16 protein-coding genes are annotated in these 19,334 nt (G+C 68.2%); 4 read left to right on the forward strand and 12 right to left on the reverse strand.

Annotated elements, in window-relative coordinates; genetic code table 11:
• Positions 1-3 precede the first annotated feature (3 nt).
• Positions 4-2,856, forward strand: a complete 2,853-nt coding sequence (leuS, locus tag G6N49_RS23610; RefSeq protein WP_085976276.1) for a leucine--tRNA ligase — start codon at positions 4-6, stop codon at positions 2,854-2,856.
• A 94-nt stretch (positions 2,857-2,950) separates the two neighbouring features.
• Entirely contained in the window at positions 2,951-3,808 is an 858-nt protein-coding gene (locus G6N49_RS23615) for a DUF559 domain-containing protein (protein ID WP_083045542.1), read from the forward strand.
• A gap of 40 nt (positions 3,809-3,848) precedes the next feature.
• Here G6N49_RS23615 and G6N49_RS23620 read toward each other — a convergent pair whose 3' ends face one another.
• Entirely contained in the window at positions 3,849-4,517 is a 669-nt protein-coding gene (locus G6N49_RS23620; RefSeq protein ID WP_011562757.1) for an SDR family oxidoreductase, read from the reverse strand.
• Positions 4,518-4,571: 54 nt separating this feature from the next.
• Between G6N49_RS23620 and ggh the strand changes: the two genes are divergently transcribed.
• Positions 4,572-5,912 (forward strand): glucosylglycerate hydrolase, encoded by a 1,341-nt coding sequence (ggh, locus tag G6N49_RS23625; RefSeq protein WP_011768431.1) that lies wholly within the window; start codon positions 4,572-4,574, stop codon positions 5,910-5,912.
• Between the two features lie 3 nt (positions 5,913-5,915).
• On the opposite strand, the gene G6N49_RS23630 is transcribed toward ggh, so the two are convergent.
• From G6N49_RS23630 to G6N49_RS23660, 7 genes are read right to left on the reverse strand one after another with little or no spacing between them, the layout of a single operon-like run.
• Positions 5,916-6,374 (reverse strand): MarR family winged helix-turn-helix transcriptional regulator, encoded by a 459-nt coding sequence (locus tag G6N49_RS23630; protein ID WP_011562755.1) that lies wholly within the window; start codon positions 6,372-6,374, stop codon positions 5,916-5,918.
• Between the two features lie 53 nt (positions 6,375-6,427).
• On the reverse strand, positions 6,428-7,171 hold the full coding sequence (locus tag G6N49_RS23635; RefSeq protein WP_011857602.1) for an amino acid ABC transporter ATP-binding protein: 744 nt from the start codon (positions 7,169-7,171) through the stop codon (positions 6,428-6,430).
• Complete coding sequence (locus G6N49_RS23640) at positions 7,171-8,946, reverse strand: ABC transporter substrate-binding protein/permease (RefSeq protein WP_011562753.1); 1,776 nt, start codon at positions 8,944-8,946, stop codon at positions 7,171-7,173. Before G6N49_RS23640 ends, G6N49_RS23635 begins: the two co-directional genes overlap by 1 nt.
• Before the next feature lie 10 nt (positions 8,947-8,956).
• Positions 8,957-9,619 carry a GntR family transcriptional regulator gene (locus tag G6N49_RS23645; RefSeq protein ID WP_011857601.1) on the reverse strand — a complete coding sequence of 221 codons (663 nt, stop codon included), beginning with the start codon at positions 9,617-9,619 and terminating at the stop codon, positions 8,957-8,959.
• 20 nt (positions 9,620-9,639) lie between these two features.
• The gene (locus G6N49_RS23650; RefSeq protein ID WP_011562751.1) at positions 9,640-10,434 is read right to left on the reverse strand and encodes an LLM class F420-dependent oxidoreductase; all 795 of its coding nucleotides are present in this window, start codon (positions 10,432-10,434) and stop codon (positions 9,640-9,642) included.
• Positions 10,435-10,476: 42 nt separating this feature from the next.
• Positions 10,477-11,553, reverse strand: a complete 1,077-nt coding sequence (locus G6N49_RS23655) for a hypothetical protein (protein ID WP_011857600.1) — start codon at positions 11,551-11,553, stop codon at positions 10,477-10,479.
• Between the two features lie 25 nt (positions 11,554-11,578).
• Positions 11,579-13,678, reverse strand: a complete 2,100-nt coding sequence (locus tag G6N49_RS23660) for a PhoX family protein (RefSeq protein WP_011857599.1) — start codon at positions 13,676-13,678, stop codon at positions 11,579-11,581.
• A 249-nt stretch (positions 13,679-13,927) separates the two neighbouring features.
• On the opposite strand from G6N49_RS23660, the gene G6N49_RS23665 reads away from it, so the two are divergent.
• On the forward strand, positions 13,928-15,631 hold the full coding sequence (locus G6N49_RS23665; RefSeq protein WP_235679575.1) for an Ig-like domain-containing protein: 1,704 nt from the start codon (positions 13,928-13,930) through the stop codon (positions 15,629-15,631).
• On the opposite strand, the gene G6N49_RS23670 is transcribed toward G6N49_RS23665, so the two are convergent.
• The 4 genes from G6N49_RS23670 to G6N49_RS23685 all read right to left on the reverse strand — a co-directional run bounded on the left by G6N49_RS23670 (position 15,622) and on the right by G6N49_RS23685 (position 19,306).
• A complete protein-coding gene (locus G6N49_RS23670) occupies positions 15,622-16,518 on the reverse strand; it encodes an Rv0045c family esterase (RefSeq protein ID WP_011857597.1) in 897 nt (298 codons plus the stop codon). The two genes, G6N49_RS23665 and G6N49_RS23670, sit on opposite strands and share 10 nt — an antisense overlap.
• Positions 16,519-16,598: 80 nt before the next feature.
• Positions 16,599-17,678: an inositol-3-phosphate synthase gene (locus G6N49_RS23675; RefSeq protein WP_011562746.1), complete on the reverse strand. Its 1,080-nt coding sequence runs from the start codon at positions 17,676-17,678 to the stop codon at positions 16,599-16,601.
• Positions 17,679-17,747: 69 nt separating this feature from the next.
• Complete coding sequence (locus tag G6N49_RS23680) at positions 17,748-18,293, reverse strand: PadR family transcriptional regulator (RefSeq protein ID WP_011562745.1); 546 nt, start codon at positions 18,291-18,293, stop codon at positions 17,748-17,750.
• A 134-nt stretch (positions 18,294-18,427) separates the two neighbouring features.
• Positions 18,428-19,306, reverse strand: a complete 879-nt coding sequence (locus G6N49_RS23685) for a DUF1707 SHOCT-like domain-containing protein (RefSeq protein WP_011857596.1) — start codon at positions 19,304-19,306, stop codon at positions 18,428-18,430.
• Positions 19,307-19,334: the final 28 nt, after the last annotated feature.

Here is a 19,334-nt window from a genome sequence, read left to right on the forward strand (position 1 = left end):
GAGGTGACCGAAACCCCGACCGCCCAGCCCGACCGGGCCGCTGATGCCGACACCCCGCAGCACCGCTACACCGCTGAGCTCGCCGGGCAGATCGAGGGCGCGTGGCAGCAGACGTGGGCGGTCGAGGGCACCTTCAACGTGCCCAATCCGGTCGGTGAGCTGGCCCCGCCGGACGGCACGGTGCCCGCCGACAAGATGTTCGTCCAGGACATGTTCCCGTACCCGTCGGGGGAGGGTCTGCACGTCGGACATCCGCTGGGCTACATCGCCACCGACGTGTACGCGCGCTACTACCGGATGACGGGGCGCAACGTGTTGCACGCGTTGGGGTTCGACGCGTTCGGTCTGCCCGCCGAGCAGTACGCGGTGCAGACCGGCACCCATCCGCGGACCCGTACCGAGGCCAACATCGTCAACTTCCGCCGCCAGCTGGGCCGGCTGGGGCTCGGCCACGACACGCGACGCAGCTTCTCCACCACCGACGTCGACTTCTACACCTGGACGCAGTGGATCTTCCTGCAGATCTACAACGCCTGGTTCGACCGTGACGCGAACAGGGCGCGACCGATCGCCGAGCTGATCGGCGAGTTCGAGTCCGGGGTCCGCACCCTCGACGACGGTAGGCCGTGGTCGGAGCTGAGCGCCGGCGAGCGCGCCGACGTGGTCGACTCCTATCGGCTGGTCTACCGCGCCGACTCGATGGTCAACTGGTGCCCCGGGCTGGGCACCGTGCTGGCCAACGAGGAGGTCACCGCCGACGGCCGCAGCGACCGCGGCAACTTCCCGGTGTTCCGGAAACGCCTGCGGCAGTGGATGATGCGCATCACCGCCTACTCCGACCGCCTGCTCGAAGACCTCGAGGTGCTGGACTGGCCGGACAAGGTCAAGACGATGCAGCGCAACTGGATCGGCCGCTCGACCGGCGCCAGCGTGCAGTTCGGCACGGACGCCGGCGACATCGAGGTGTTCACCACCCGTCCCGACACCCTTTTCGGCGCGACGTATCTGGTGCTGGCGCCCGAACATCCGCTCGTCGAGCAGTTGGCGGCCGAGCAGTGGCCCGACGATGTGGACGGCCGGTGGACGTTCGGTGCGACGACCCCGCGCGAGGCGGTCGCCGCCTACCGCGCGTCGATCGCCGCGAAGAGCGACCTGGAGCGCCAGGAGAACAAGACCAAGACCGGCGCGTTCCTGGGCGCGTACGCCACGAATCCCGCCAACGGACAACAGGTTCCGATCTTCATCGCCGACTACGTGCTGATCGGCTACGGAACCGGCGCGATCATGGCGGTGCCCGGCCACGACCAGCGGGACTGGGAGTTCGCGCACGAGTTCGGGCTGCCGGTCGTCGAGGTGATCTCCGGCGGAGACATCAGCGAGGCGGCCTACGCCGGTGACGGCCTGCTGGTGAACTCCGATTACCTCGACGGGCTGGACGTGGCGGCGGCGAAGGCGGCGATCACCGATCGGCTGGTCGCCGACGGCCGCGGCCGGGCGCGCGTCGAATACAAGCTGCGCGACTGGCTTTTCGCGCGCCAGCGGTACTGGGGTGAGCCGTTCCCGATCGTCTACGACAGCGACGGTCGTCCGCATCCGCTGCCGGAGTCCGCACTGCCGGTGGAGCTTCCGGACGTCCCGGACTACTCGCCGGTGCTGTTCGACCCGGACGACGCGGACAGCGAACCGAATCCGCCGTTGAACAAGGCGACTGATTGGGTGCACGTCGAACTCGATCTCGGTGACGGTCTGCAGACCTACACCCGCGACACCAACGTGATGCCGCAGTGGGCGGGCAGCTCCTGGTACGAGCTGCGCTACACCGATCCGCTGAACAAAGAAGCGTTGTGCGCCAAGGAGAACGAGGCCTACTGGATGGGGCCCCGGCCGGCCGAGCACGGCCCCGACGACCCCGGCGGCGTGGACCTCTACGTCGGCGGTGTCGAGCACGCCGTGCTGCACCTGCTGTACTCGCGGTTCTGGCACAAGGTGCTCTACGACCTGGGCCACGTCAGCTCGCGGGAGCCCTACCGGCGCCTGGTCAACCAGGGCTACATCCAGGCGTTCGCCTACACCGATTCGCGGGGGTCGTACGTGCCGGCCGCCGAGGTCGTCGAGCGGGACGGGAAGTTCTGGTTCGAAGGTGCGGAGGTCTTCCAGGAGTTCGGCAAGATCGGTAAGAGCCTGAAGAACTCGGTGTCGCCGGACGAGATCTGCGACAACTACGGCGCCGACACGCTGCGGGTCTACGAGATGTCGATGGGTCCGCTCGAGGCGTCGCGGCCGTGGGCCACCAAGGACGTCGTCGGCGCGCACCGGTTCCTGCAGCGGGTGTGGCGACTGGTGGTCGACGAGCAGAGCGGTGCGGTGCGGGTGGCCAATCACGAGGCGCTCGACACCGACACCCTGCGCGCGCTGCACCGCACCGTCGCGGGGGTGTCGGAAGACTATGCGGCGCTTCGCAACAACACCGCGGCGGCCAAGCTGATCGAGTACACCAACCACCTGACGAAGGAGGGGGTGACGGCTCGGGCGGCCATCGAACCGCTGGTGTTGATGGTCGCGCCGCTGGCGCCGCATCTGGCCGAGGAACTGTGGCGGCGGCTGGGGCACGACACGTCGCTGGCGCACGGTCCGTTCCCGGTGGCCGACCCGCAGTATCTGGTGACCGACACCGTCGAGTACCCGGTGCAGGTCAACGGGAAGGTGCGCAGCCGGATCACAGTCGACGCCGATGCCGGCAAGGACACGCTCGAGGCGGCGGCGCTGGCCGACGAGAAGGTGCAGGCGTTCCTCAACGGGGCGACGCCGAAGAAGGTGATCGTCGTCCCGGGCCGCCTGGTCAACCTCGTCGTGTAGCGATTTCGGCGTGCTGGGTCGCGCTGGGCGCGACCGCGCACGCCGAAATCACCTCGGCGGGAACCGTGCGGCCGCCGGCGCCGTCCTTTGACATGTGCTCGCGGATTACCTTCGTAGACACGACGGTGTCGTAAACCTCGACCAGGCCCGGCGGGCCGGATTCGACAAGCACGCCGTCGACCGGAAGGTTCGTTCGGGCGAGTGGCGTCGGTGTTGGCGTGGCGTGTACTTCGTCGACGATCGTCCGTTCACCGACGCCGCCCGGGTGCGGGCACTCGTCTGGAGCTATGGGCGTGACGCCGTGGGTAGCGCGCTGACGGCCGCCTGGTGGCACGGCTTCTCACGGTTCTGTCCGGAGATCGTCGATGTCACGGTGCCTCGCAACAGCAACGGGCGTGTGCCTCCCGGTTCACGGGTGCGACGACGCGATCTCGCCGGCGACGACGTCGCAGTGAGCCGCGGTCTGCGCGTGACGGCAGCTCCACTGACGGCCATCGAAGCCGCGGTTCGAATCCGCGGCGGCGCCAAGATCGTCGACCGGGCGCTGCAGAACGACATCGAACTGCGCGAACTCTGGCTCGCACATCTGCGCAACAAGGGCCGTTACGGCTCACCGGCAGCGCGAATCTTGTTGCAGGCCGCCGACACCGGTGCGCACTCCGAGGCGGAACGGCTTTTCGTCCGGCTCCTCGACCAGGCCGGCATCACCGGATGGCGGACGAACCATCCCGTCGGCGGCTACGTCGTCGACGTGGCGTTCCTCGCCGCCAAGGTGGCTGTCGAGATCGACGGGTTGGCGTTTCACAGCGACTCCGAAGACTTCCAGAAGGACCGCGTCCGGCAGAACGCCATCACGCTGCTGGGCTGGCAGGTGCTCAGGTTCACCTGGCTGGACCTCACCGAGTATCCCGATCGGGTGATCGCGGTCCTGCGCACCGCGATTTCGGCGTGAGCAGTCGCGCTCAGCGCGACCCAGCACGCCGAAATCGCAACTATCGGGGGCGGACGATCACCTCGTGGATGTGCGCATCGGCGGGAGCGTTGACCGCGTCGGCCGTCACCTTGGCGACGGTCTCCGCGCTGAGGAAGTCGGCCGGGTTGTAGTCCCGCCCCTCGTAGGCCCGAAGGTCCTGCTGCATCTCCGTCGCGATCCGGCCCGGATGCACGGAGGTGACCCGCAGACCGGCCTCGTCGTTGCGCAGTGAGTCGGCGAACGCGCGCAGCGCGAACTTGCTCGCCGAATACGACGCCAGGCCGGGGGAGGCGTTGATCCCCGACCCCGAGTTGATGAACACCACCTGCCCGTCCGGGGCCGCCCGCAGCGCAGGCAACAACGCCAGCGTGAGCGCGACGGCGCCGATCACGTTGACGTTCATCGTGGCCCGCCACTCGTCGACGGTGGATTCGGCGACGCGCGCCGGATAGGCGACACCGGCATTGTGGATCAGCACGTCGAGTTCGACGATCGGCTCGACGGCGGCCGGGATCGTGTCGACGTCGTCGAAGTCGATCTCCCAGGTGGTGGCGCCGAGGCGCTGCGCGACCTCGTCGAGTTGCGCGGACGGCCGGCCGGCGAGGAACAACGTGTGGGTGGGCGCCAGCGCGGTGGCGATGGCCGCCCCGAGGCCGCGGCTGGCGCCTGTGATCATCGCGGTCGGCATGTCGCCAACCCTACCGACCTGCGCGAAACGCATTGCCGTCGCATGATTGGACTGATGCCACACGACCCCAGCTTCGCGCCCACGCAACTCGCGGCCCGCGCCGCGTACCTCCTGCGCGGTAACGACCTGGGCGCGATGACCACCGCGGCGCCCCTGCTGTACCCGCACATGTGGAGCTGGGATGCCGCGTTCGTGGCGATCGGGCTGGCGCCGTTGAGCGTCGAGCGTGCGGTCGTCGAACTCGACACGTTGCTCTCCGCACAGTGGCGCAACGGGATGATCCCGCACATCGTGTTCGCCAACGGGGTCGACGGATACTTCCCGGGCCCCGCCCGCTGGGCGACGTCCGCCCTGGCGGCCGACTCCCCGCGCACCCGCCACACCTCCGGGATCACCCAGCCGCCCGTGCACGCGATCGCCGTACAGCGCATCCTCGACCACGCCCGCACCAGGGGCCGGTCGACCCGCCAGGTGGCCGAGGCCTTCCTCGACCGGCGCTGGGGGGATCTGGTGCGCTGGCACCGCTGGCTGGCCGAATGCCGCGACCAGAACGGCCGCGGCCGCATCACGCTCTATCACGGGTGGGAGTCCGGCATGGACAACTCCCCGCGGTGGGATGCCGCCTACGCCAACGTGATTCCGGGTGCGGTGCCGGAATATCAGCGCGAGGACAACAAGATCAACACCGACGCCACCCAGCGGCCGTCCGATCACGAGTACGACCGCTACCTGTGGTTGCTCGAGGAGATGAAATCCGCCCGCTACGACGATCATCTGCTGCCGAAGGTGATGAGTTTCGCCGTCGAGGACGTGTTCGTCTCGGCGATCTTCTCGGTGGCCTGTCAGGTGCTCGCCGAGATCGGGGAGGACTACAAACGCCCCAACGCCGACGTGCGTGACCTGTACGCGTGGGCCGAGCGGTTCCGCGCCGGCGTCATCGAGACCACCGACCAACGCACCGGCGCGGCAAGGGATTTCGACGTCCGCACGGAGAAGTGGGTGGCCACCGAGACCGTCGCGCAGTTCGCCCCGCTGTTGTGCGGCGGCCTGCCGCACCACCGGGAGCGGGCGCTGCTGCGCCTGCTGGAGGGGCCACGGTTCTGCGGGCATCCCGACCTCAGATACGCGTGCATCCCCTCGACGTCGCCGGTGTCACGCGACTTCCGGCCGCGGGAGTACTGGCGCGGCCCGGTCTGGCCGGTGATGACGTGGCTGTTCGCCTGGTGCTTCGCCCGGCGCGGGTGGGCCGAACGGGCCAGGGTGCTACGGCACGAGGGGCTTCGCCAGGCCAGCGACGGCACCTTCGCCGAGTACTACGAACCGTTCACCGGCGAACCGCTGGGCAGCATGCAGCAGTCGTGGACCGCCGCGGCGGTACTGGACTGGCTGGGCTAGCGCCTAGTCCTGGTGCTGTTCGGCGAGGCGTTCCAGAGGTGCCAACGCCTTGGCCAGCGTGTCGAGTTCCTCGTCGCTGAGCTTCGACAAAAGCGTGGCCAGGTGTGCGCGGCGGGTGGCCAGCGCCTCGCGGTGCTGCACCAGACCCTCGGGGGTGACCTCGACGAGCACCGCCCGCAGGTCCGAGGGGTCACGGGAACGTTTGACCAGGCCGAGCTTCTCGAGCCGGCGGATCGCCACGGTGGTGGTGGGGGTGCGGACGCGTTCGTGCGCGGCCAGCTCGGTCATCCGGATCGGGCCGCAGTCCAGCAGCGTCAGCAGGATCGACAGCTGGGCCAGGGTGAGGTCGCCGCCCTCGGCACCCCGGTTGACGTCGCCTCGGCGCAGGACGGAGAACACCTTCGACAACACACGCTGGAGCTCACCTGCGAGCTCGGTGACCTGCGTCTGTGTCTCGACCATAGTTCGCCAGTCTAACGTGTCGGGGCCTGCCGTTTTGGCTTTGGCCGTTAAATTCACAACACCTGCGACAGGAACCTCTGGAGCCGGTCGGTCTGGGCCGCATCGAAGATCTGTTGCGGCGGTCCGGCCTCGACGACCTGGCCCTGATCCATGAACACCACCGAGTCCGCGGTCGACCGGGCGAAGCCCATCTCGTGGGTGACCACCACCATGGTCATCCCGTCCGCGGCGAGCTCGGCCATCAGCGCGAGGATGCCCTTGACCAGTTCGGGGTCCAGCGCCGAGGTGGCCTCGTCGAAGAACATGATCTGCGGTGACATCGCGAGGGCGCGGGCGATCGCGACCCGCTGCTGCTGACCGCCGGACAGCGTGCCGGGCCGGACCTCGGCCTTCTGGCGCAGTCCGACGCGGTCGAGTTGGGCCAGGCCGAGTTCGCGGGCCTGATCGGCGGGCAGCCGTTTGAGCTTGCGCGGGGCCAGCGTCACGTTGTCGAGCACGCTGCGGTGGGGGAAGAGGTTGAACTGCTGGAACACCATGCCGATCCGCTGCCGCAGCTCGTCGGGGTTGTCCTTGAGCACCGAGCGCCCGTCGAGCAGGATGTCGCCGCGGTCGGGTTCGTAGAGCCGGTTCAGCGTCCGCAGCAGGGTCGACTTCCCCGAGCCCGACGGTCCGATGACCGCCGCGGTGGTTCCGGCCGGCACGTCGATGTCGACGCCGCGCAGCACCTTGTTGGGCCCGAACGCAACGTGGATGTCGTTGGCGCTCAGGGAGACCGGATCGACGGATGTGTCGGCCATCAGATCATCTCCTGGGTCGCCGCCGGTTGCAGGGTGGGCGGATCCTCTTCGGTGGGCCGGCGGCCGCGGCGCAACCGGGCGTCGACGTAGTTCACCAGATGGGTCAGCGGGATGGTCAGCAGAAGATAGAACAGGCCCGCGGCGACAAGAGGTGAGAGGCTTCCGGTCTGGGCGTTGAGGTCGCGGCCGACCTGGAACAGCTCGCGCTGGTCGGCGACCAGTCCGAGGAAGTACACCAGTGACGACGCCTTGAGCAGCGAGATGAACTGGTTCATCAGCGCGGGCAGCACGCGGCGCACCCCCTGCGGGATCACCACCAGCCGCATCGACGACGAGTAGCTGAAGCCCAGCGCGCGGGAGGCTTCGAGCTGTCCGGACTCCACGCTCTGGATGCCGGACCGGAAGATCTCGCCGATGTAGGCCGCGGCCATCAACCCGAGTGCGGCGATGCCGAGCGGGAACGGGTTGTTACCGGTCAGCCCGCCGACGATCGGTCCGACGCCGAGCCCGATGAGCAGGATGATCACCACCTCGGGCAGGCCGCGGAAGATGTCGGTGTAGACCCGCGCCGGCCACCGCAGCAGCCGGGACCGGGAGATCCCGGCGACCGCGAGCGCCATCCCCAGGACCAGGCCGATGACCGCGGCGCTGACGGTGAGGATCAACGTGTTCGGCAGGCCGGTCTTGAGCAGGTCCGGAACGGCCTGTCGGTAGAGGTCCCAGTTGAGGAACGAGTCGGACAGTTGGCGCAGCGTCGATTTCGGTGCGGCCGGGCCGGCGTCGGACTCCTGTTGTTGCGCGGCGATGGCCTGGAAGTCGGGCAGCTCCGGTGCGGGCGCCGCCTTCGAACCGGGTTTCCACCCCGGCGGCAGGGCGCGCGGCACCCAGTCGGAGTACAGCCGGGCCCAGGTGCCGTCGGCGATCACCGCGTCGAGTCCGGAGTTCAGCGCGTCGATCAGCGGCTGGTTCTCCTTGGCGACGGCGTAGGCGATGAAGTTGTCCAGGCTGAACGTGTTCTCGATGATCTGCGCCGGATCGCCCGCCTGCACGGTGCCCTCGGCCTGCGCCGACGGGGCCACCCACGCATCGATCTGCCCGGTCTTGAGGCTGGCGTAGACGGTGTTGTAGTCGGGGAAGATCACCGGCTGCAGGCGCAGTGTGTCGACGACGTAGGCCTCCTGCACGGTGCCCTGCACGACGCCGATGCGCTGCCCCGGGCCCAGCTTGCCGAACCCGTCGATCGGGGATCCGCTGGGCACGACCAGCGAGAAGTACCCGAAGTCGTAGCCGTTGGTGAAGCCGACGGTGCGCCGGCGCGCGTCGGTGGTGGTGATCGACGACGACCCGACGTCGAACCGCCGGGCCGCGGTCTGGGCGAGCAGCCCGGAGAATTCGGTGCCGACGAAATTGACTCGCAGGCCCAGCTTCTCGGCGATCGCACGCAGCAGTTCGTTGTCGAACCCGGTGAACTGACCGGAGGAGTCTATGCAGATGCTCGGCGGCGCGTCCGACAGCGTCCCGACGGTCAGCACACCGGGGGTGCCGAGCCCCAGCGCGTCGACGTCGATGCTGTCGAGAGGGCGCACGTTCGCCGTGGTGTAACGGTCGGCTTCCGGACCCTGTGCGGCGGCAGCGAGGTTGGTGGGCAGCGCGCTGGCGCTTTCCACGCCAGGCGGGGCGCACTGGTCGACCTGCGCGCCGGCCGGCGCGGCGCAACACAGCGTCGCCACCATCAGCATCGTCGTGATCAGTGCGGCGATCCGTCCGACGTTCATGGGTTTGAACCTAACCACCGTCGCCCGCCAGCACGCCGCGGCGGGTCAGCTCGGCGACCATGATCGTGGCCATGAGGTCGGACCGCTCGAGGCAGGCGGTGCGTGCGCCGGCGGCGTCCCGCGCGGCGATGGCCGTCGCCTCCTGCTGGTAGGTCGGCAGCAATTCCGCCCGCACCCGCGGATAGGACACCCAGAAGTCCGACGCCGCGAAACACTGCGACGCGCGGATCGCCGCGTGCAGCCGCGGGCCGGCGTACGCGTCGTCGACGATGTCGCGGAACCGTTGGCAACCTTCGTGGAACAACCTGCGATCCTTGCCTTTTCGCATGTGCTGCAGCGTGTCGTCGAGTTCGCCGAGCAGTTCCGGGTTCGGGTCGGTGGCCGCCCTCGCGGAGGCGATGCCGGTGAGCACGCCGTACAGCTCGTGGTGTTCGTGCAGCGCCGCCGCGTCGAAGCGTTCGACGAACGCACCCCGGTGATACCGCGTCGACACGATGCCGTCGTGTTCGAGCTGGACCATCGCCTCCTGGACCGGCACCCGGCTCACCCCGAGCGCCTCGGCGATCGCGTTGCGGTCGATGCGGTGCCCGCCGCGCAACCGGCCGGTCAGAACCAGGTCGACGACGTACGCGACGACCTGGTCCTTCTCCTTGACTCCGTAGCGTTTGGGCATCCGGCCGGGGGAGTGCGCCGCTACCGGCTGTCCCGCCAGCGGCACAGCGTTTCGGCGGCCGTCAGGTCGTAGTCGGGGCCGTTGACGCCGACGGTCAGCAGGGTGACACCCAGTTCGACGAGTGCGTCGGCTTCGGCGAGCATCGCGTCCTTCCCGCTCTCGGGCACCCCGGAGGAGCGTTCGACGGCCGACGGGTCCCGGCCGACGTCGGCACAGTGCCGGTCGAGGACCTCGGCCTTGCCGGGATAGGTGGTGCGGTCGGTGAAGCCGTGCCAGATGTCGGCGTACTCGGCGACCAGGCGCAACGTCTTGCGCTCACCCTGACCGCCGATCAGGATCGGGATCTCGCGCGTCGGTGCGGGATTGAGCTTCGCCAGCCGCGACTTGATCCGCGGCAGCGCCCGCGCCAGATCGTCGAGTCGGCTTCCCGCCGTACCGAATTCGTAGCCGTACTCGTCGTAGTCCTTCTGCTTCCAGCCCGAGCCGATACCGAGGATCAGCCGCCCGTCGCTGATGTGGTCCACCGTGCGGGCCATGTCGGCCAGCAGTTCCGGGTTGCGGTACGAGTTGCAGGTCACCAGCGCGCCGATCTCGATGCGTGAGGTCTGCTCGGCCCACGCGGCCAGCATCGTCCAGCATTCGTAGTGGGCGCCGTCCGGGTCGCCGTACAGCGGGAAGAAGTGGTCCCAGTTGAATGCGACGTCGACACCGATGTCCTCGCAGCGGCGCACCGCGTCGCGGATGTGGCGGTACTCCGGTGAGTGCTGGGGCTGCAGTTGGACGCCGATGCGTACGGGATGTGTGGCAGGGGTCATAGCGCCACGGTAACTCTCGGGTGCCGGGTCGCCCCAGGACGCTCAGCCGAAGCGCAGCTGAATGCGATGGTCCTCGTCGGTGACGTAGAAGGTCTGCCCGGATTCGACGGACAGGCCCTCCACGTTGCGCAGGTCGCGGAAGTCGTGGACCAACTCCGCTCGGACGGCACCGTCGGCGGGTTCATCGGCGGTCAGGGTGAAGCGCCAGTGTGAGCAGTGCGCGACCGCGCCCTCGGGATGATCGTCCAGCAGGACCGAACCCTTGTCGGTCGCGTCGATCGAGCCGAGGATCGCGTCGTAGACGTCGTCGCCCGACCGCGACAGGGCACGAAATCCGACGAGCGCGTCGGGTGGGGACACACCGGCCAACTCCCACACCCGTACGGCCGTCGGTGACGAGACCTCGCCGTCGAACAGGGCCGGCACGCCGGACAGCTCGACGAGGATCGGCTCGCCCGCCGCGGTCGTCGGGAAGCGCAGCGCCAGCAGAAGATTCCCGTTCGGCCGGAAGGCAGCACCCTCGATGTTGATCGGCACGTCGCGCTCGGTCAGCCGATCTACCCACGACTTGCTGCGCTGGGTTCCGCGTTCGATCGTGCGGGCAATGAACCGGGTGCGCACGGTGTCACCCGGGGTGATCGCGACTACATGGGAGGCGTCGAGCGCGTCGTTTATCAGCCGGTGCAGGTGGAACTTGTTGCGGCGGACGATGATCGGGAGTTCAGACTCCGGTACGGTGCGGTCGATCGATTGTTCGTCGAAGCGGGCGAGGAAGGCGCGCTTGGCCTGCAGGGGCCCAGCCTTGGATCCGTAGTGCGATCCCACCACGTACACCCACCCGTCGTGGCGCGCCACGGCCTCGGCGTCTTCGGTGCGTCCCTTCTCGTCGCCCGCGTCGACAGGCAGCCGGTGGATCTCCCATCCGCGGTCGGGCGCCGCGCCGCGGGCGTGGCCGAGCACCGCCACGCAGTCCTCGACCGGACCTTCGTCGAGCACGGTCCAGAATCCGAGATCCCACCCGTGCGCTTCGAGCAGAGCCTCGTTGTCGACGTGGACGAGGTCGGAGGCCTCGTTGCCCTCGTGGGCGAGATCCACGGTGGTCAGCGCCGGCGACGTCACCCGGCGATGCTAGCGGCGCCCGGCGCTATACGCCGATCTGCCCGCCGTTTCGCCACACCGCGACCATCGACGGCCGCGCGGTCCCGTTCCCGCCTTCGGGCCACCGTGAGAGCGGGTTGTCGATGCTGTTGTCGTCGTGCTCGCCGGGATGCTGGACGGCGACCATCACCAGATCGTCGAGCACGATCGGCCCACAGGTCTCCGCACCCAGCGGCACGGTGAGGAATTGCTTGGTCTCGCCGCGGTTCGGGCCTTCCAGCGCCACGGCGAACAGGCCGTCATTGGAGTCGAGCGCGTTGCCGTCGGTGGAGATCCACAGGTTCCCGTGGTTGTCGAACGCGAGGTTGTCCGGGCAGGAGATCGGGCTGACCTTGGTCTTGTCGAAGCCGGCGAAGTAGGTGTCGGCCGCCGCCGGATCGCCGCACACCAGCAGAAGTTCCCAGGTGAAATCGGTACCGGTGTGGTTGTCGGTGATCTCGAGGACCTGCCCGCTCTTGTTGTCGTTGCGGGGATTGGCCGCGTCGACAGGGGCCTCACCGGATGCGCCGCGTTCGTCGTTGTTGGTCAGCGCGACGTAGACCTTGCCGGTCTTGGGGTTGGCCTCGAAGTCCTCGGGCCGGTCCATTTTGGTCGCACCGGCCTTGTCGGCGGCCATCCGGGTGAACACCGCGGCCTCCTGAGCGGAGATCCCCTCGACCAGCGATTCGGCCTGTCCACCGGGGCCCGACCGCAGCAGCGGGATCCAGGTGCCGCTGCCGCGGAAGGAGCCCATCGACGGCAGCTTGCCCGATCCGTCGATCTCGTCGGCCGGGATGTCGCTGGTCAGCTTCGCGACGTAGAGGGTGCCCTCGTCGAGGATGGTCATGTTGTGCGCCATCGCGGCCGGTTCATATGCATCTCCTGTCGCTTCGCTCGCCCCGGCACCCGGCTGCATCTTCTTGCTGGAGACGAACTTGTACATGTAGTCGAAGCGCTCGTCGTCACCGGTGTAGGCGACCACGGTGCCGTCGTCGGTGACGTAGATGTTGGCGCCCTCGTGCTTGAGCCGGCCCATCGCGGAGTGTTTGACCGGCTTCGAGTTGGGATCCCACGGATTGAGTTCGACGACGTAGCCGAACCGGTTCGGCTCGTTGGGTGTCTTCGTCAGGTCGAAGCGAGGGTCGAACGTCTCCCACAGCAGGGCGGTCGGTTCCGGCGAGATCCCGTAGCGGTCGAGCCGGTCGGCGTCCACCGGGTTCGGGGCAGGCGCGCCCTCGGCGGCGCCGAAGTAATCCTGGAAGTTCTCCTCGCCCGAGAGCACGGTGCCCCACGGGGTGACGCCGCCGGCGCAGTTGGCGAACGTCCCTGCGACCGTCCGGCCGTCCGGATCCGCGGCGGTCTTGACGAAGTCGGTGCCCGCGGCCGGACCCGTCAGCGTCATCGGGGTGTCGGCGGTGATGCGGCGGTTGTAGCGGCCGATCACCGGCTTCAACCCCTGCGGCGTGCGCTCCACCTCGACGACACCCATGCCGACCGCCGCGATCTCGACGTCGAAGTGCTCACGGGTCGGGGCGTCGGGGTTGTAGCCGGGGAACATGAACACCGGGTCCACGTACTCGAAATTGGTGACCAGCAGGAACCGGTTGCGCTGACCCTCGATCGGCAGCAGCCCGGCGAAGTCGTTGTTGAACCCGAACTGCCCGCGCTGTGCGGCGCCGGTCTGCCTGGCGACGTCGAATTTCGGCGCGCCGGGCAGGATCGGGTCGCCCCAGCTGATCACGACCGCCTGCTCGTAGCCCTCGGGAACGACGACCGTGTCCTCGCTGTTGGGGGCGACCGAGGTGAACTTCATGCCCGCCGGGGACTCCGCCGGTGCGTCGGACGTCGGGGTGGTGGCGGCGGGTTGCTCGCCGCCGCCGCACGCGGCCAGCAACGATCCGGCGCCGACGGCGAGCACGGTCACCCCGGTGACCTGCAGCATCGACCGGCGCGTCACCGCCTTGACGACATCGCCGAAGTACTCGTTGTCGCTGGTGTTCGGAACCGGTTTCCAGCATGCGTCACCGCACTTGTAACGGCAGGTGATGTGCTGCCGCTTGGACTTACCGTCATGCGACACAAAGAGATTCAACGGCACTAGCGCCATGGCAGGCAGGGTCCTTCCGTCCGCACGACCGCGGGCTGAGCGGCCGATCGGGCGGAAACCTACGGCAACCGGACGTGCAACAGGCGATCAACAGGTGAACAGCCGGTGGCGGGCCGCGACACACCGTTGCGATTTCAACGGATTTGCTGCGGCGCCGCTTTCCCAGGGTATAGGTTCCCGGCAAATAAATAACGGAGGGGTCAAAATATGGCGGTTCGTCGGGGCGCACGTCGTGCGCAGGGCTTTGCGGTGCGGCGTTGGCTCCAGGTGGGAGCGGCGTCGGCCGGTGTGGGCGCGGGGTTGCTCGGCTTCTCGCTGCTGGGTCCGCAGGTCGGTACGGCCGCCGCGGACACCGCGGGGGAGACCACGACGTCGTCGAACGCGCCCTCGTCCGGCGACGACGCCCGGTCGACGTCCACGGATCAGTCCGACGACACCGACGACCAGGACACCGAGGACGCCGACGAAGAAGACGCCGAAGACGCCGACGAGGAAGACGCTGAGGACGCGGAAGACGCGGAAGACGAGGACGAAGACGCCCCCGAAGACCTCGAAGACGAAGACCCTGACGAGGACACCCTCGACCAAGACGACGAAGACGACGAAGAATCAGCGGCCGACGACGACGACAAGCGCGCCGCACGCGGCACCACCGAAGACGTTGCCGCGGAGACGGTTTCGCAGCCACAGGCGCGGGTGACCGCTCTCGAGCCCAAGGCCCCGTCGGGCAGTTGGAGCGACGTCACCGGACGGGCCATCTCGACCTGGACGAGAGACTCCCAGGGCTGGATCAACTCCCTGCCGGTCGAAAACCAGGCCAAGTACCACCTCGAGGGCGCGCTCTGGGCGACCCGCCGCACGTTCCTCAACCAGGCGCCCGACGTCGCGCCGATCCAGATCAGCGGCAAGCTCGACGGCCCGGTGGTCGGGACGGTCGGCGCCGTCGATCCCGACGGTGACCGGCTGATCTACATCGTCACCCGCGGGCCGAAAACGGGTTCGGTGAAGGTGAATGCCGACGGCACCTACACCTATACGCCCGGCGCGGGTTTCGACGGTGTCGACACCTTCCGCGTGGTGGCCGTCGACGTCGGGCCCCACGTCAACCTGCTCGACCCGTTCCGCCCGATCGGCACCAGCGCCGACAACCTGGTCAACCAGCGGGCCATCAGGTTCACGTTCGCCTACCGGGACGGGTCCGAGCACTGGACGCCCGAACGGCGCGCGGCTTTGAACGATGTCGCCGACCGGCTGGTGGAGTACTTCACGGTCACGCGGGCGGTGACCCTCACGTACGACATCCTGGGTGAGAACGACGCCACCTCGAGAACCCTCGCGTGGGCGTGGAGCGATCCCCTCAGCCAGGAGCCGGGCTACTGGAGAACCGTGGTGCAGAACAAGATCATCTCAGGGGTCGACGCCAACGGCGAGGCGTCCGATGGTCAGATCGCCTACAACTTCGGTCACAAGTGGGGGCTCGGTGACACGGTGGCCAGTGACGAGTACGCCTTCACTCCGGTGGCGATTCACGAGATCCTGCATTCGTTCGGCTTCATGTCCTTCATCGAACGGCCGGGCGAGAACGTCGAGCGCACCTGGATGGTCTTCGACCAGTTCGTCGTGACCGCCGACGGCAGCCGACCGATCGACTCCGACTACGGGTGGGATGCAGAATTCGATCCGTATCTGACCGGTCAGAACGGCGGGATGTACTTCGGTGGGGCCAACGCCGTTGCGGCGTACGGCGGTCTGGTTCCGCTGTTCACCCCGAATCCCTGGCGGCCGGGCAGTTCGATGAGCCACGTGGACGACGCCACGTTCACGGGTGTGAATGTCAAGGTGATGAACGCGCAGGCGCCCATCGGGCCACGCGTCCGCATCCTCAGCCCGATGGAGATCGGGATCCTGCGGGACCTCGGATACCGCGCGAGCGCGCCGGTCACTCAGCTCTGACGGGTGAGCACATCGCGCAGGATCTCGACGAGCGCCTTCGGTTGATCGCCCTGCACGGAGTGCCCGGAGTCGGCGACCACGTGGGTGCGCTGAAAGCCCGGCGCTCCCTTGGCGAATGCGTCGGCATCCTCGTCGTTGACGAAGAACGACTTCGCACCGCGCACGAGCGTGGTGGGCATGGTGATCGCAGGCACGTCGTCCCACAGCCCCTCGAAGCCGTCGCCCTTGCGGAACGAGTCGTAGCGCCACGTCCAGGTGCCGTCGTCGAGTCGCTTGCTGTTGTGGAAGACGCCGCGGCGCAACGAGTTCCGGTCCCGGTGCGGGGAGGCGGCGACGGTCACGTCGAGCATCGCCTCGAACGACGGGAATGTGCGGTCGCCCTGTACGAGCGCCACCGCACCCAATTGCGCCTTGGTCATCTGCTCATGGCGTTCGGGGGCCGACGGTGTGACGTCGACGAGGACGAGTTCGGGGACCAGCGCCGGTTCGGTGGCCGCGATGCGGAGCGCGGTCAAACCGCCCAGCGACATCCCGACGACCAGCCGCGGATTCGGCGCCCACTCGCGCAGCACGGGCCGCAGCGTCTCGGCGTTGAGCTTCGGTCCGTAGTCGCCGTCCTCGCGCCAGGCCGAGCGGCCGTGCCCGGGCAGGTCGATCGCCAGCGCGGGCACCCCGAGGCCGAGGACGACGGTGTCCCAGGTGTGCGCGTTCTGTCCGCCGCCGTGCAGGAACACCACCCGGGGCTCGTCGTCGCCCCACCTGATCGCGCTGATCGGGCCGGCGTCGATGCGCGCCGCCGGCGGGATCTCGGAGACGCCGATCTGCTCGGCGTTCTCGGGCAGTAGGGCGAATTCGTCGAGCTCGAGCAGTTCGGCATCGGTGACCACTCGCCCTTTATACGACGAAACTGCGGTGAGATCGCCCGTTGCTCGGGAATCGCGATCTCACCGCAGTCTCGGCGGTATGACTAGCCTTCGATGAAGGTTTCCAGCTGCGTGCGCGCGACGTCGTCGGGCAGCTGCTGCGGCGGGCTCTTCATCAGGTACGCCGAGGCGGCGACGACGGGGCCACCGACGCCGCGGTCCTTGGCGATCTTCGCCGCGCGCACGGCGTCGATGATGACGCCGGCCGAGTTCGGCGAATCCCACACCTCGAGCTTGTACTCCAGGTTCAGCGGCACGTCGCCGAAGGCGCGGCCCTCGAGGCGGACGTAGGCCCACTTGCGGTCGTCGAGCCAGCCGACGTGGTCGGACGGGCCGATGTGCACGTCCTTGGTCTTGAACTCGCGCTGCAGGTTGCTGGTGACGGCCTGGGTCTTGGAGATCTTCTTGGACTCCAGGCGCTCGCGCTCGAGCATGTTGAGGAAGTCCATGTTGCCGCCGACGTTGAGCTGCATCGTGCGGTCGAGCTGCACGCCGCGGTCCTCGAACAGCTTGGCCATCACGCGGTGGGTGATGGTCGCGCCGACCTGGCTCTTGATGTCGTCACCGACGATCGGGACGCCGGCGTCTTCGAACTTCTTGGCCCACACGGGATCGGACGCGATGAACACCGGGAGCGCGTTGACGAACGCCACGCCGGCGTCGATGCAGCACTGGGCGTAGAACTTGTCGGCCTCTTCGGAACCCACCGGGAGGTAGGACACCAGCACGTCGACCTTGGCGTCCTTGAGTGCCTTGACCACGTCGACGGCCTCGGCGTCGGACACCTCGATGGTGTCGGCGTAGTACTTGCCGATGCCGTCGAGGGTCGGGCCGCGCTGCACGACGACGTCGGTCGGCGGCACGTCGGCGATCTTGATGGTGTTGTTCTCCGACGCGAAGATCGCCTCGGACAGGTCGAAGCCGACCTTCTTGGCGTCGACGTCGAAGGCGGCGACGAACTTCACGTCACGCACGTGGTAGGGCCCGAAGCGAACGTGCATCAGACCTGGCACGGTCGCATTCTCGTCTGCGTCCTTGTAGTACTGCACGCCCTGCACTAGCGAGGACGCGCAGTTTCCAACGCCGACAATGGCAACCCGGATGTCTCCTGCGTGCTCAGTCATGGCCGTTCTCTCCCTCTCCTACTGAAATTCGGTGGTGCTGTCTGTGGTCGCCCCGGTTCAAGGCGGTGTTCACGTGTTGTCCGGACTTCCCTGCCCGAGACGTTCCGCCGCGATGAGTTCGTTGAGCCACTTCACTTCGCGCTCGCTGGACTCCAACCCCAGCTGGTGCAGCTGCCGGGTGTATCGATCGAATGAGCTGCTGGCCCGCGCCACTGCTTCACGCAGACCTTCGCGACGTTCCTCCACCTGACGGCGGCGACCCTCCAGGATCCGCATCCTGGCTTCCGCCGGGGTGCGGTTGAAGAAGGCGAGATGCACACCGAATCCGTCGTCGGAGTAGTTCTGCGGGCCGGTGTCCGCCACGAGTTCGGCGAAGCGCTGCTTGCCGGCGTCGGTGAGCTGGTACACCCGCCGGGCCCGGCGACGCGTCACCGTGCCCGCCGGTGCGGCGTCCTCGACGATCAGCCCGTCGACCTGCATGCGGCGCAGCGCCGGATACAGCGAACCGTACGAGAACGCACGGAAGGCGCCCAGCAGGCCGGTCAGCCGTTTACGCAGTTCATAGCCGTGCATCGGCGATTCGAGCAGCAGACCGAGAATGGCGAGTTCCAGCACCCGGAACCACCCCCTCACAGTCTGCCCCGTCGCTACGACGCATCGACACGTCGTTGAATAGTATCGCGCCGATATATACGGCGCTACATCGGGCGTTGCCTTTTGTTCGCTTTCCGGTCACCTGGGCCGGCTGCTCAGCTGCTCGGGGGCCAGATCGCCTTGGTGGTGCCGTCCGGGAACAGCTCGATCCGGCCGGTGCCGAAATCGCTGTTGGCGATGATCTCGAGGGTGAGGAGGTCGGGGGTCGCGGGGTCGGCGGAGGGCCCGACCCGCAGCCACGTGTCGGTGACGTCGGCACGGTTCATGCCGAGGGTGTCGGGCGCCCCCCGCAGCACGCCGAGGGTCTTCTCGAAGTCGAACTCCGCCAGGTCGACGAGGCGGTCATCGGAGTCCAGCGTGCTGGGCGACCCCCACGGATCACCCCACCCGCCGCGGTAGTCGTAGTTCTGTTTACGCCGGTTGTCGGAGGGGTCCGGCCGGTCCAGCGACGCGGTGTCGGCGCGGATGTCGAGTTCGTAACCCATCGTGCTGCCGAACCGCTTCCGCATCTGCTCGAACAACCCGTTGAGCCCGTTGAGGGACTGCAACTGTCGCGGCGGAGTGAGCACGACGGGTCCGATGCCGTCGGATTTGGCGCCCGGATCGCTCTGAAAGTCCAGTGGCGAACTGGTGTTGCCGTAGAGCCCCCAGCCGATGCACATGCCGAGCACCACCAGCACCACGGCCATCGCGGCCTTCACCCCCCAGCCGGCCTTCAGCGGGAGCCGTGGCCGCCTCGGCCTGCTCAGGTCGGGCAGTTGCACCGGCGCGTTGCCGGTCTGCAGGTCCGACACCAGCGCCTGCAGTTCACCCAGCGTGGCGGCGTGCGTCGCGGCCTTGACCCGCTCCCCGTGTTCGGTCATCGACAGCTGACCCTCGCCGAGTGCGGTGTCGAGCACCTTGCAGATGTCGTTGCGGTCGCTGTCTTTGGCCCGGGTCCCGGCCGTCGGCCGCCCTGAGCTGCTCACTGCCACGCCGAGATCGTAAGAGTTCGGCGGGCAG

It is taken from the genome of Mycolicibacterium monacense (assembly GCF_010731575.1).
GTDB lineage: Bacteria > Actinomycetota > Actinomycetes > Mycobacteriales > Mycobacteriaceae > Mycobacterium > Mycobacterium monacense.

Excerpts from the sequence above, each read along its gene's own strand:
- G6N49_RS23675 (WP_011562746.1), bottom strand. The coding sequence starts at position 17,678 with ATGACTGAGCACGCAGGAGACATCCGGGTTGCCATTGTCGGCGTTGGA.
- G6N49_RS23660 (WP_011857599.1), bottom strand. The coding sequence starts at position 13,678 with ATGGCGCTAGTGCCGTTGAATCTCTTTGTGTCGCATGACGGTAAGTCC.
- G6N49_RS23645 (WP_011857601.1), bottom strand. The coding sequence starts at position 9,619 with ATGCCCAAACGCTACGGAGTCAAGGAGAAGGACCAGGTCGTCGCGTAC.
- G6N49_RS23650 (WP_011562751.1), bottom strand. The coding sequence starts at position 10,434 with ATGACCCCTGCCACACATCCCGTACGCATCGGCGTCCAACTGCAGCCC.
- G6N49_RS23630 (WP_011562755.1), bottom strand. The coding sequence starts at position 6,374 with ATGGTCGAGACACAGACGCAGGTCACCGAGCTCGCAGGTGAGCTCCAG.
- G6N49_RS23635 (WP_011857602.1), bottom strand. The coding sequence starts at position 7,171 with ATGGCCGACACATCCGTCGATCCGGTCTCCCTGAGCGCCAACGACATC.
- G6N49_RS23620 (WP_011562757.1), bottom strand. The coding sequence starts at position 4,517 with ATGCCGACCGCGATGATCACAGGCGCCAGCCGCGGCCTCGGGGCGGCC.
- ggh (WP_011768431.1), top strand. The coding sequence starts at position 4,572 with ATGCCACACGACCCCAGCTTCGCGCCCACGCAACTCGCGGCCCGCGCC.
- G6N49_RS23640 (WP_011562753.1), bottom strand. The coding sequence starts at position 8,946 with ATGAACGTCGGACGGATCGCCGCACTGATCACGACGATGCTGATGGTG.